Below are 13,029 nucleotides of genomic sequence, written 5' to 3'. Positions count from 1 at the left end.
TAATCCGCTTATTGATGAAACACCTCTGCCAAGTGAAACCGCAGAATCGCTGGTTAAGCGACTCGCTATTGCCAAAGCTTCAGCCATTCAAACCAGTGATAATCATTTTGTCATTGGCTCAGATCAAGTAGCAACCTTTGAAGGCGACATTATTGGAAAACCTAAAACAGCTGATAATGCTATTGCCCAACTTTCGCGCTTTTCTGGACAAAAAGTCACCTTTTTAACAGGATTATGCTTAAAACACGGACAAAACATAAAAACCATTGTTGAGCCTTTTAATGTTCAGTTTCGAGCACTTAGTCAAGAAGAAATACAAGCATACGTCATGCGCGAACGACCCTTAGATACCGCTGGAAGCTTTAAATCTGAGGGATTGGGTATTTTACTGTTTCAATCATTAGAAGGGCGAGACCCTAATAGCCTAATTGGTCTGCCCTTAATTGCGCTGAATGAATTATTTCTGCAATATGGCTTGAACTTGTTGACCGACACCGCTCAATTGACGTAAAGAAGCCTTGCCTTGCATAGCTGTATTCATCATAACCTCTTCCCAAACAGAACGTGGTGCGCTGAAATCAACCAATGGCGCATCATCAAACTGCTGTTTTACCACAACACGCATATCATCCAAGCTATCTACTAACCCTAAAGCCAGCGCTTGCTCACCTGACCAAAAAAGTCCGCTAAAAATCTCAGGATGAGCAGCATCTTGCAACCTATCTCCTCTTCCTTTTTTAACCGCAGCAATAAATTGTTGATGCAAATCTGTTAATAAACCTTGTAAATGCGCAACTTCCTCAGGTTTTTCTGGTTGTGCAGGGTTTAAGAAAGCCTTATGCTCGCCAGCGGTGTGTGTTCTGTCTTCTATCCCTAATTTTTCAAGCAACTTACCATAGCCAATACCACCAGCAATCACGCCAATTGAACCGACAACACTCGCAGGGTCTGCATAAATCTTATCTGCCGCCGCTGCAATATAATAAGCTCCCGATGCGCCAGTATCATTGATAAACGCATAAACAGGTAAATCAGCACGCTCTTCCTTTAAGCGCTTAATCATTCGAAATACTTGCCCAGATTGAACAGGAGAACCGCCAGGAGAATTAATATTTAAAAAAACAGCCTTTGCTTGCTTATTTTCAAAAGCCTTTTCAAGCGCTTTATTGATATCTTCCGCATTTGCATAATCACTAGCGCTAATCACACCATCAATATTGATATAAGCAATAAAAGGCTCTTTAATCGTCAACTTTGTTTCGCTATAACGACCAAAAATTCCAGCCATAAACAAAACAATTAACAACACCCAAACAATCCGTCCAATAATCTTCCAACGGCGTCTTGCCCTTAGCTCTTTAATCGCATCTTGAGCAACTGCTGCTAATGCTTGTTCTTCATCTAATGTCATATTTCATTTCCCTTTTCTAATAAACTTCTACAATTTTCTGGCAATGCTGTATTAACAGAAATCCTACGTTCCTTATAAAAAAATCCAATCTCTTTCGCATGTAAAAACATTCCACGAAAGCCTAACTCACGAACGCGTTGATTAAAAGCCTCATTCCCGTATTTTTCATCACCAGCAATACCATGCCCTTTTGCTTGTACAGAAACCCGAATTTGATGCGTCCTTCCCGTATCCAAAACCGCTTCCAACAAAGTCGCTGAAGAAAAATTGCGTAGTATATAAAAAAAAAGTCCGCGCTATCTGACCCTCTTTACTGACGGCAACCATTCTTTCATTGCCTCTAACCTTACCTTTTTCTAAAGGTAAGACTACTTCTTGCACATCTATATTCCAAGCGCCATTAACCAATGCCCAATAACGCTTTTCTACCTGACCTTGCTGCATCAAACTTTGAAAACCTGCTAAAGTCTCCCGATTCTTACCAAGTACCAAAACCCCGCTAGTATCCTTATCCAAACGATGGGCAAGCTCAGCACTCCCTTCTCCTCTCAACTCACGAATAACATCAATCACACCAAACGATTGTCCACTCCCTCCGTGAACAGATAATCCTGCCGGTTTATTGATAATCAAAAAATCTTCGTCTTCGTATAAAATGGCATTTTCAATACGCTCTTTCCAAAAGCTCGGAACACCAACTGGCGCTCTCTCGGCATCAATAATTGGTGGTAAACGTAACTGATCGCCCTCGCTTAACTTATCCGTTGGCTTTACTCGCTTCTTATTTAATCGAACCTCTCCCTTTCTCAACATTTGATAAATCCGCCCTTTAGGCAAAGCTGGATAACGCTTACGAATAAAATTATCAACTCGTTGCCCCGAGTCATTAGCAGAAATTTCTATAAAGTGCACACGAGAACTATCCATCTCATCTCCAAAGATTCAAATAAAATGTCTTATTGTACCGCCTTAGCTAAATAAAAAAGATAAACATAGCGATAACCTTTTAATTACCCTAAATATCAGAAAATCAAACGCGATAAAATCTTACAAACAATCACTTTTATTAAAACATTTCTACATCAATCAAGAAACATTGCACTCAAACCTCCCAAAAACCGGGGAGAAACCCAAGTCATTAAGTCAATTTCTTATCTAAGACAGAAAAATATCAATTTTCAAATACACAAGCATGATTGCACCAACTCTTGACTATCCGCTATAATTTCCAAGATTATAAAAAATTAACTTCCCAAATTTGGAGCTCATCATGGCAAACAACTATCAAATTCCTCGCTACGTAAAAATCATTATGGCGATAGCTGCCGTTTTTATGCCTATTTTTCTTATCCTTCCTTTCTTTTTTTGGACAGGAACCGATACACAAGGCAACGAACTTAGCAATCAACAGCTTCAAGCTGGGCGTTTAGCGCCTGTTGGACACCTCAATATTGCCAATAAGAACGCTTCTGCAGAAAATACACCCAAAGCGACTGCACTTAATCCTCAAAAAGTTTACGATTCCGTTTGTGCGGCTTGTCATAATACGGGCATTTCTAATGCACCTAAATTTGGTAACCATGCCGCTTGGCAAGCAAAATTAGATGAGCGTGGTAGTGTAGATGCGCTTGCAGAACAAGCCATTAAAGGTATTAACGCCATGCCTCCAAAAGGTGGTACAACCCTTTCAGATGAAGACTTCAAAAAAATGGTCGCCTTTATGTTAAGCCATGCTGATATTGATACTGGAAACTTACCAACAGCAGATGCTCAAGATAATAATGCCTCCTCAACTACTGAAGAAAATAAAGCGCCAGAAGCCGAAGCCGCTGCATCAGAAGAAAAAGCCTCTACCTACAACGCAGGCTAATAGTAAAAATAATGCTGAAGAAACACCAGTAGTACAATAAAACAACATAATAAAAATAAAGCTATTCTAGAAATCAAAACTTTCTAGAATAGCTTTAAAATCTATTTAAATTTATAAAACTAAACGCTTTTTTACTTACCAATACAAAAGCCTGAAAATATCTCTCCTAACAAATCATCTGAGCGAACCTTTCCAGTAATCTCCCCTAAAGCATCATGCGCAAGCCGTAAATCATCTGCAACTAATTCACCAGCATGATAATTTTGCAATTGCTTAAGGGCATTCAGATAATATTGTTGTGCTGTCTTTAAAGCTGTCAAATGCCTTTGACGAGCAATAAAAGGTTGCTCATGATGTGTTCTTCCCACTGTTTCAGCGATAGCCTTACGAACATCATCTACCCCCTCTCCTGTCTTAGCAGATAAGAAAATCCCTTTTTTTCTGATAGATTTATCAGAATCTGCCAGTAAATCAGCTTTATTATAAAGACAAATAATTGGTGTATTATTTGCTAATGCAGTTAACTCTTTAAAAAGTTCATCACTATTTGACTGATCATCTATAGCAATTAACAAAGCAATAATATCTGCTTTTGCAATTGCCTCCCGACTTCTTCGAATTCCCTCTTGCTCAACAATATCTGTACTCTCACGCAGTCCCGCTGTATCTAATACATTGACAGGCATTCCTTCGATAATCAACGTTTCTTTGACAATATCTCGGGTTGTTCCTGCTTGCTCTGTAACAATTGCTCTATCTTCACCAGCTAAAGCATTTAATAAACTAGACTTTCCAGCATTTGGCTTACCTGCAAGCACCATATCTATGCCTTCATTAATTAATTGTCCTTGAGTCGTTCTTGTTAACAGCTGATTTAGCTTCTCCCCCCAGGCAATCAATTTTGCCTCCACATCGCCCTCTGTTAGAAAATCAATTTCTTCTTCTGGAAAATCTAATGCAGCTTCAATATAGACTCGTAAAGCCAAAATTTCTTCAGCTAATTGATAAACAATTTTAGAAAACTCACCTTGTAAAGAACGATTAGCAGCCTTAAGTGCGGCATTTGAGCGTGCTGAAATCAAATCCGCTACCGCTTCTGCTTGTGCTAAATCAAGCTTATCATTTAAAAAAGCACGCCGAGTAAATTCTCCACCTTCCGCCGGTCGTGCCCCTGCCTGAAAACAAGCTTCTAACAAACTATGAGCAACAGCTATTCCACCATGACCTTGTAATTCAACAACATCCTCGCCCGTGAAAGAATTTGGTGCTGAAAAATACAATACAATTCCCTGATCAATGACTTCCGCTTGCTTATCTTTAAAAGTAGCCAAATAGGCTCTACGAGGCAAAAATGTCTCTCTTCCCGTCAAGCCCTGTGCAATAGACAGCGCCTGCTGACCACTAATACGAATAATGCAAACGCCCCCGATTCCCGGGGGCGTAGCAATGGCAGCAATAGTATCTGCAACCATTAGGATTTCACCGCATGATGATGACCGCCACCATAGCGACGAATCATAACCCATTGCTGAATGATGCCAAAGGCATTACTTACCGTCCAGTAAAGCACTAAACCCGATGGGAACCACATAAACATAAATCCGAAAATAAGTGGTAGCATCATCATAACTTTTTGTTGCATTGGATCAGTCGGCGGTGGATTTAAACGTTGTTGCACAAACATCAAAATCATATTGATAATCGGTAAAACAAAATAAGGATCTTTGACTGACAAATCATGAATCCAAAGTATCCAAGGCGCCTGACGAAGTTCTACAGACTCTGCTAACATATAATAGAAAGCAATGAAGAATGGAATTTGTAATAACATCGGCAAACATCCGCTGGCAGGGTTTACCTTCTCTTTTTTATACAATTCCATTACCGCACGACTCATGCCCTGACGATCATCGCCATAGCGCTCACGTAATCGCGTCATCTCTGGCTGTAGGGCGCGCATTTTTGCCATTGACTTATATGCCCAAGCCGATGGAACAAAGAAAACAAGCTTAATTAACAAAGTCATAACGACAATTGACCATCCCCAGTTACCGATAAAGCTATAGAAAATAGCCATCACATTAAACATAAATTGGGAAATCATAAATAAAATGCCATAATCAACTGTTTTATCTAAATAAGGGGAAACAGCTTCTAGATTTTTAGCAATCTTAGGACCAATATATAAACTGGTATCAAAACTATGAGATTGACCTGGTGCAATATCTGTCATCGGTGATTTAACACCAATGATATGATCACCATTATTAGGGTTATATTGTGTATAAAGAATATTCTCAGCATTTCCTCTAGGAACAATCGCACCAATGAAATAATGCTGAATCATTGCTACCCAGCCATCGGTAGAAATAATATTTTTGAGATATTTATTAGATTGCGGGGTATCGTTTTGTCGAATAGAAGCAATATCTTTTAGCTTAATTTTGTCATAACGATTATCCGCTGAAGACATTACCGCGCCAGTAAATGTGGCAACATGCCCTAGTCCACCAGGTCCTTGCCCATCACCGAAAGCGATTTGCCCATAAGACATTCCTTTCCAATTAGCTGCACTATTATTATTAACTATTTGATTAACTTCTATTTCATATTTTCCACGGTGGAAAGTAAAAGTTTTTTTAACTTCAATTCCATTTTCATCTTTCCATGTAAAAGGAACAGTTAAGGTATCTTGTCCTTCAGCCATGGTATAAAGTCTATTCTCATTACTCCATTGACTTAAATGCGTAGGAGCAGCATTTGCCGGCTGTGAAGCGACTAATCCCGAAGCCAATATCATCCTATTAGGATTGTTTTCATGCACTAAAGCAAGCGATGCTTTATCCTCTAATGAAGTAGGATATTTTAATAATTCAGCACCAACAACTGTGGCACCTTTTGTACTAATCTGTAAATCTAATACATCTGTCTTAACTTGCACTATCTGCTGTGCAGTAGAAGCCGATGCCGTAGAATTAGTAATTGCGCTATTTCCATTAGCAGGTAAGGCTGGAACGCTATTATCAGAGGAATTTTGAACGACACTTGGAGAATATTGAGCGTCTGGCACAATAGGCTGATTAATCTGCTGCCATCGTTGCCACAGAATAAAAATCAATCCTGCTGCAACAACATATAGAATCATTCGCAAATTATTTTTCATTTTTCTCCACACTTTTTTCCGGAACAGGGTCATAGCCACCCGGATGCCATGGACCACATCGACAAATACGCTTTACTGTCATCCATCCGCCTTTCCAAGCACCAAATCGTTTAATAGCTTCTTCTCCATAATGAGAACAAGTCGGTTCAAAACGACATTGCTGACCGATAAATGGACTAAGCGTTAAGCGATATAATTTAATTAGACCGATAAAGATATGCTTCACGCTGAAGTCTCTTCCAATGTTTGCTAAGTGAACGAAATAGCTCGGCATTATCAACTAATTGAACATCACCATTTCTTGGTAAGACAACGATATCCATTGATAATTGATTTTTCGCTTCTAAGCGAAACGACTCACGAATCAGCCGCTTAATGCGATTACGCTCATGAGTACGGGCAATTTTTTTCTTTGCAACGACCATTCCTAATCGCGACTCTTCGCCCTTTTCGCGAAAACGCCCCAACACAGTAAAGTAGCGGTCGCTGCTTCGCTGTTGTGGGGCGGAAAATACACGGTCAAACTCAATACGCTGCGTTAAGCGTGCGCTACGAGTAAATGCCGCGTTCACACGAAAGAATTAAACGGTTAAACGATGACGACCTTTAGCACGGCGACGCGCTAATACTTGGCGTCCATTTTTAGTTGCCATACGCGCACGAAAACCGTGAGTACGCTTACGCTTTAAATTACTGGGTTGGAAAGTACGTTTAGACATGTATTTCTCCTAAAGGAAATCAAAGCGCGAAATCATACGGCTGAATCACAGATAAGTCAATAAATTTAGACATAAAATTGATATTCTGAAGCCTTTGCAAAATTCCGTTTCACACGAATTTTTACTACTAGCATAAAAATTAACACTATGATTTTAATATATTTTTAAAATTTGAAAAATTGAAATTTCTCTATTTTTAGAGGTTTTGTAAAGGTCTCATTCTATTATCGTAGTAATACATATAATAGATAAATTAAATTTCTCTTTTATCATTCAGTTCTTCATACGCAAACCATTCAATTATTTAAAAAATGAATCTTACTGTATTGATAATTGAGAAATTTGATAAAGTATTAGTCAAAAGACTCTATCTCAAAGCGATTTCTTGTGCGAAAAGCCAAAGATAACGTTTGTTTATCAATATAAGAAAGCTCTCCCCCCATAGGTACGCCATGTGCAAGTCTAGTTGTCGAAATACCGTGTTTTTTAGCTAACTCAGCTAAAAAGTAAGCGGTGGCTTCGCCTTCTAATGTGCTATTTGTTGCTAGAACAACTTCTTTAATCTCTTCTTCTGCAAATCTACGATCCAAAATATCTAAGCCTAGCGCTTCTGGACCGATACCATCTAAGGGAGACAAATGTCCCATAAGAACGAAATACTGACCTTGAAAGTCCGTTGATTGCTCAATTGCTAAAACATCTGATGGTGCTTCAACAATACATAATGTTTGCTGATCTCTACTATGGTTACGACAAATTAAACACAATTCTTCATCGCTTAAATTCCGACAACGCTGACATTGTTGAGTTGTATTAAGCGCATGCGCAATCGCTTTAGATAAAATATCTGCTTGAGTTTGCTTTTTTAGTAAAAGCTCTAACGCCATTCGTTGAGCCGTTTTATTGCCCACACCAGACAAACACGTCAGTGCTTCTACTAATTGCTCGAAAGCCTTTGAAAAAGTCATTAGAATGGAAGTTTAAAACCAGCGGGCAGATTTAATCCAGCGGTTAAAGATCCCATTTCTGTTTGCGTTAAAGCTTTCACTTTTTCTGCTGCATCATTTACTGCAGCCGCAATAAGCGCCTCTAATATTTCTTTATCTTCTTTTAGCGCCTCTTCAGAAAGCGTTACTCGCTGACAAGAAAAGTGTCCATTCATAATAATTTCAACAGCACCAGCGCCAGCTTGCCCAATCACCGTCTTTGTCGCCAACTCTTCTTGCATTTTTTGCATATTTTCTTGCATTTCTTGGGCTTTTTTCATCATTCCACCCAATCCACCTTTTAACATTCATGACTCCTTTTCTTTTAAAGAATAAATACTATCCGGTTCTATGGTAGCAGAGAGTTCATTTATCAAGTGATTAACAGCCGGATGTGATTGAAAAGCTTGTTTTGCACGCACTTTTTCTTCTTCGATTGCTTGTTGTTTTTGCGCGAAATGTGTTATTTGGTTTTCTTTATCGCTTAATTTAAGCGTAATACTTACACTAATATGCTCAGAAATCGCCTCCGCCATCTGTATAAACCATTGCGGAGATTGCCAAATTTGTCCTGCTTGATCGGCAGACAATAATAATTGTTTACCTTGAATATCAGATAAACAAAAATTTTCGCCCAATACTTGTGCAAATTGTCCTAGATTTAGCTGCTCAATAAAGGCAGCCCATCTTTCTGGATGACCAATCGCTTCATAAAGCTGCACAGGTAATAATGGTTCATTTCTCATTTCCTCTAAAGGCACTTCAAGCGAATGTTCAGTCGCTTGAGGAGATAAATTATCATTAGTAACACTATCCTCTTCTATCCGAGGCGGAGAGTATTCGATCTTCTCATTATCCTGTTCACGTAATTCTATTACTTGTTGAGCTGAAGATTGCTCGGATATGGAAACATCTGGGTTGGATAATAATGATTGCTCTTGTTCCGTCGTATGCGTAAATTGCTCGACCAATTCATCTAAAGTTGTTACTTGCTCTTCCATTGGTAGAGCAGAGGCAATTGATGATACCTTCTCTAGAGGTGTTTCAGGCAGAATAGGCTGTAATGCTAACATCCTTAACAACATCATTTCTAATGCAGCGCCAGCATCTGGTTGATAAGGTAGCACTTGCCAAGTATCTGTCGCAATTTGATACCATAATTGTACCAATTCAATCGGTAAGCGTGCGGCTAAGCGTATCATTTCTTGAGAAATCTCATCAGGAGTCCGCTGTGCATTTAGCTGCGCAATCGTAATCTGCTGCAAGCCTTGCAAAACGCGACGAAGCAAATCAGGATAATCTGGTGCAAATTCAGCTATTTCTGCTAATTTTATCCGAATGGCAGAAGCCTCACCATCGGCTAACAAAGCTAGTAATTCACGAATTTTAACCGCTGGTACCGCGCCTAAAAGAGAGGCAACATCATGACTAAGCACTTTCCCTTGCCCATAAGCCACTGCTTGGTCTAATAAGCTTAAGCTATCGCGCATACTGCCATTTGCCGCTTCAGCCAATAACAATAACGCTTCTTCTTCAAAAGTAATTTGTTCTTGATTCAAAACTGTTGCTAAATGTCCAGCAATTTGACTCACAGTCATATTCTTAAGCTGAAATTGCAAACAACGCGAAAGTACGGTTGCAGGCATTTTTTGTGGGTCAGTTGTCGCTAAAATAAACTTTACATGCTCAGGAGGTTCTTCTAGCGTCTTTAATAAAGCATTAAAGCTATCATCAGAGAACATATGTACTTCGTCTATTAAATAGACTTTATATCGACCTTTTACCGGCGCATAAGGCACATTCGCCAATAATTGACGCGTATACTCCACTTGGCTTCTTGATGCCGCATCAACTTCTATTAAATCAGGGAACCGCCCTTCATCTATTTCACGACAATGCTCACACTCACCACAAGGCTCAGAAGAAACGCCATTTTTTAAACAATTAAGGGATTTAGCAAAGATTCTAGCAATGGTAGTTTTTCCAACGCCACGTGTACCAGTAAATAAGTAGGCATGATGAATAAGCTGATGATCTAGCGCATAGATAAGTGCTTGAGTGACATGCTGCTGACCCACCAGTGTTTTAAAATTTTTGGGCCGCCATTTGCGCGCTAGAACTTGATACATATCTACAATCTCAAAAAGAAAGAGGTCTGCACCAGCACTCCTCGGCACCCAAGTCCACCACTACCGTTGCTTCCTCCCGGACCTAGCGGGATTCGCGGCTTATTGTTGCGAGACACCAATGCAGACCAGTAACGAATTATAACGAAAGTTAAACAAAAGGCAAGTATCAACGATCGCTTTCTATCAAATTATTTAACTAAGCCGTTGTTTAAAGTCTTCGTAATCATATTCATGTACAACCTCCAGCTTATCCGTCCGACTATCCCAAGCAACAATAGCGGGTAGTTTGACACCATTAAAAGTATTCGTTTTAACCATTGTATAGTGAGACATATCCATAAACATAAGCCGCCGCCCAACTTCTACTGGTTGTTCGAAGCTGTAATCACCGATAATATCGCCTGCAAGGCAAGTCAACCCTCCAATTCGATAGGTATAAGCTTTTTCATTGGCTTCTCCAGCACCAGCCAATACTGGGCGATAAGGCATTTCTAAAACATCTGGTAAATGCGCCGTACAAGAGCCGTCAATAATCAATAAATTCATCGTATTCTTTGTCACATCTAGTACTTCTGTGACATATACGCCTGTACCAAGTGCAATGGCTTCACCGGGTTCAATAATAATTTCTACCTGCCATTTATCACGGAATTTTTTAATAATATCAATAAGTTTTTCAACTTGATAATCCGCTTTGGTAATATGATGTCCACCACCAAAATTGACCCATTGCATTTGCGGTAAAAACTCGCCAAATTTTTCTTCTATTGCCTGAATGGTTCGCTCCAAGGGGTCTACATTCTGTTCACAAAGATTATGAAAATGCAAACCTGTAATCCCGTCTAATAAATCAGGACGAAATTCTGAGCGGACTATTCCCAATCTTGAGCCAGGCGTGCTAGGGTCATAAATTGGATAATTTCCTTCTGGTTGCTCTGGATTGATACGAAGCCCAAAAGCCAATTTAGGATTTTCTGCTTTAGCAGCTTTAATCTGAGGCATAAAACGCTGCCATTGATGAAAAGAATTAAAAATCACATGATTAGACAAGCGCAATACTTCTTCAATATCTGCGGGTGGAAAAGCCGCAGAAAATGTATGTACTTCACCCTTGAAAAATTCTCTACCTAATTTAGCCTCATGTAAACCGCTTGCACAGACACCAGATAAATATTGGGAAATCAGTGGCGCATAGTGCCACATAGCAAATCCTTTAAGTGCTAATAAAACCTTTGCACCACTTTCCTTTTGTACACGATCTAATAATTGTAAATTTTTCTCTAATAAAGCTGCGTCAACCACATAACAGGGCGTCGGCAACTGAGATAAATCTAATTTTTTAAAAGTTTCTAACATTAAGCATCCTTATTTTTTAATCCAAAGGCAAAACTCAACCATTTCACTCGACGAATACCTTCATAAGCAAGATAAGACAAAGCTAATGTCATTATCACTACTAATCCATAATAAACCAAATTAGATAAAGCAGGATAATCAAGCGCCCAACCTAAGATAATCACTAATGGATGATGCACTAGATAAATTACAATCGCAGAAGTCATTAAATAATTGACTATTTTTTTACCTTTGCGCTTGGTGCGATAAAATAATAAAAATAAAAATACAGCAATCCCTCCAGCACCAATCATATGATTGGTTCGGTATAACAACGCAGACCACGGATATTTGCCAAACACGTCCACTAATTTCAAACTATGCACATACTCCAAAACGCCCGCAAAAAGACCAATCATCAATGCCCAAAACAAAGCTTTTTTTCCTAGACTATCTAAGCAATTTTGCTGACAATAAAGCCAGCTACCTAAAAAATAAAAAGGAAAAAACTGAATCGTATTTAAAATAAAAAAATTAAATAAATTGCCTGCTACTGGACCAAAGAAATGCCAACTTTGACCATTCCAATAGTTTATCTGCGTATATCCAACACTACCGATAACAAATGCAAGAACTAATGACCACATCCCTACTCGCATAAAAATATCTTTAGGCAAGAGTAAATCAATCAGTGCGCACATAAATAAAGTAATTAAAAACCAGCCATGCATTACCCAGCGCCACATATCGAATCGTTCCCAAGAATAATTCATAAATTGGCTGCCAAATAGCTGTAGAAGAAAATTCACCCCAAAGCAACCAAATATTAACGGAATAAGAACTCGTTTTACTCTTGCTTCAAAAAATAGCGCTTTAGATTTGCGCATAACCACCATACGCGACAAAAATCCTGAGACCAAAAAGAACGCTTCCATTCGGAAAATATGTTCAGGATAAATTAAAGCGTAGAGTGCAAAACTTTCATGAATTTTACTGTCATAAACGAAAGCACCAAAAGGTGAAACAATGCTAACAGCATGCCAAAAAACGCCAATTAACATTAAAGTAGCGCGTAATTCATCTAAACCATAAAAGTAACGCTTATTGGGACTATTTTGCATTATCTTCAAAACTATTCAAAAGTCAGTATTATTACATGAAAGCCTAATGCAAAAAAACGGGCATCATGCCCGTTTACATCAAAACTGATGAAAAATAAGCGTCCTGCTTAAAGTTAATCACCGTAAGATGATTAACAGGCAGAAAGCATTTCTACCTGTTAATGGTCATTATATTCTGTTCAAAAATTATAAAAATAACACTTGCAACATTCTTAATAAGCACTCACAAATAAAGATAAGATATTCACTCTATTTTTTAAACAAAAATATTTTTAACACTTTGATATAAAATAAA

The 13,029-nt window shown here is 38.7% G+C and carries 15 protein-coding genes and 1 other RNA gene; 2 read left to right on the top strand and 14 right to left on the bottom strand.

Going from position 1 to position 13,029, the window contains the following annotated elements; genetic code table 11:
• A partial coding sequence (locus A5N85_RS10150) for a Maf family protein (RefSeq protein WP_072577126.1) occupies positions 1-511 on the top strand: 511 nt, incomplete at its 5' end.
• Here A5N85_RS10150 and sppA read toward each other — a convergent pair.
• The 3 genes from sppA to A5N85_RS10140 are packed head-to-tail and all read right to left on the bottom strand — an operon-like array spanning position 458 to position 2,338.
• Positions 458-1,411 (bottom strand): signal peptide peptidase SppA, encoded by a 954-nt coding sequence (gene sppA / locus A5N85_RS10145; protein WP_072577125.1) that lies wholly within the window; start codon positions 1,409-1,411, stop codon positions 458-460. The two genes, A5N85_RS10150 and sppA, sit on opposite strands and share 54 nt — an antisense overlap.
• Complete coding sequence (locus tag A5N85_RS16665) at positions 1,408-1,647, bottom strand: RluA family pseudouridine synthase (RefSeq protein WP_249023958.1); 240 nt, start codon at positions 1,645-1,647, stop codon at positions 1,408-1,410. Before A5N85_RS16665 ends, sppA begins: the two co-directional genes overlap by 4 nt.
• Entirely contained in the window at positions 1,580-2,338 is a 759-nt protein-coding gene (locus A5N85_RS10140; RefSeq protein ID WP_249023957.1) for a pseudouridine synthase, read from the bottom strand. The genes A5N85_RS16665 and A5N85_RS10140 overlap by 68 nt, the downstream gene beginning before the upstream one ends.
• 343 nt (positions 2,339-2,681) lie before the next feature.
• Between A5N85_RS10140 and A5N85_RS10135 the strand changes: the two genes are divergently transcribed.
• Entirely contained in the window at positions 2,682-3,281 is a 600-nt protein-coding gene (locus A5N85_RS10135; RefSeq protein ID WP_072577124.1) for a c-type cytochrome, read from the top strand.
• A gap of 131 nt (positions 3,282-3,412) precedes the next feature.
• Here A5N85_RS10135 and mnmE read toward each other — a convergent pair whose 3' ends face one another.
• The 11 genes from mnmE to A5N85_RS10080 form a co-directional block, all read right to left on the bottom strand.
• Complete coding sequence (gene mnmE, locus A5N85_RS10130) at positions 3,413-4,753, bottom strand: tRNA uridine-5-carboxymethylaminomethyl(34) synthesis GTPase MnmE (protein WP_072577123.1); 1,341 nt, start codon at positions 4,751-4,753, stop codon at positions 3,413-3,415.
• The gene (gene yidC / locus A5N85_RS10125) at positions 4,753-6,444 is read right to left on the bottom strand and encodes a membrane protein insertase YidC (RefSeq protein ID WP_072577122.1); all 1,692 of its coding nucleotides are present in this window, start codon (positions 6,442-6,444) and stop codon (positions 4,753-4,755) included. The genes mnmE and yidC overlap by 1 nt, the downstream gene beginning before the upstream one ends.
• On the bottom strand, positions 6,434-6,670 hold the full coding sequence (yidD, locus tag A5N85_RS10120) for a membrane protein insertion efficiency factor YidD (protein ID WP_072577121.1): 237 nt from the start codon (positions 6,668-6,670) through the stop codon (positions 6,434-6,436). Before yidD ends, yidC begins: the two co-directional genes overlap by 11 nt.
• Positions 6,642-7,016: a ribonuclease P protein component gene (gene rnpA, locus A5N85_RS10115; protein WP_072577120.1), complete on the bottom strand. Its 375-nt coding sequence runs from the start codon at positions 7,014-7,016 to the stop codon at positions 6,642-6,644. Before rnpA ends, yidD begins: the two co-directional genes overlap by 29 nt.
• A 9-nt stretch (positions 7,017-7,025) precedes the next feature.
• Complete coding sequence (gene rpmH, locus A5N85_RS10110) at positions 7,026-7,163, bottom strand: 50S ribosomal protein L34 (RefSeq protein ID WP_072577119.1); 138 nt, start codon at positions 7,161-7,163, stop codon at positions 7,026-7,028.
• Positions 7,164-7,516: 353 nt separating this feature from the next.
• Complete coding sequence (recR, locus tag A5N85_RS10105; protein ID WP_072577118.1) at positions 7,517-8,131, bottom strand: recombination mediator RecR; 615 nt, start codon at positions 8,129-8,131, stop codon at positions 7,517-7,519.
• The gene (locus A5N85_RS10100) at positions 8,131-8,457 is read right to left on the bottom strand and encodes a YbaB/EbfC family nucleoid-associated protein (protein ID WP_072577117.1); all 327 of its coding nucleotides are present in this window, start codon (positions 8,455-8,457) and stop codon (positions 8,131-8,133) included. The genes recR and A5N85_RS10100 overlap by 1 nt, the downstream gene beginning before the upstream one ends.
• A complete protein-coding gene (gene dnaX / locus A5N85_RS15720) occupies positions 8,458-10,278 on the bottom strand; it encodes a DNA polymerase III subunit gamma/tau (protein ID WP_072577127.1) in 1,821 nt (606 codons plus the stop codon).
• 25 nt (positions 10,279-10,303) lie between these two features.
• Positions 10,304-10,400: signal recognition particle sRNA small type (gene ffs, locus A5N85_RS10090), an RNA gene on the bottom strand.
• Between the two features lie 70 nt (positions 10,401-10,470).
• Positions 10,471-11,634, bottom strand: a complete 1,164-nt coding sequence (gene nspC, locus A5N85_RS10085; RefSeq protein WP_072577116.1) for a carboxynorspermidine decarboxylase — start codon at positions 11,632-11,634, stop codon at positions 10,471-10,473.
• Complete coding sequence (locus A5N85_RS10080) at positions 11,634-12,734, bottom strand: acyltransferase family protein (RefSeq protein WP_072577115.1); 1,101 nt, start codon at positions 12,732-12,734, stop codon at positions 11,634-11,636. Before A5N85_RS10080 ends, nspC begins: the two co-directional genes overlap by 1 nt.
• Positions 12,735-13,029: the final 295 nt, after the last annotated feature.

Origin of the sequence: Suttonella ornithocola, assembly GCF_001889065.1 — a bacterium.
GTDB lineage: Bacteria > Pseudomonadota > Gammaproteobacteria > Cardiobacteriales > Cardiobacteriaceae > Suttonella_A > Suttonella_A ornithocola.
The sequence above is the reverse complement of the archived record's forward strand: the minus strand, read 5'-3'. Positions and strand labels throughout refer to the sequence as shown.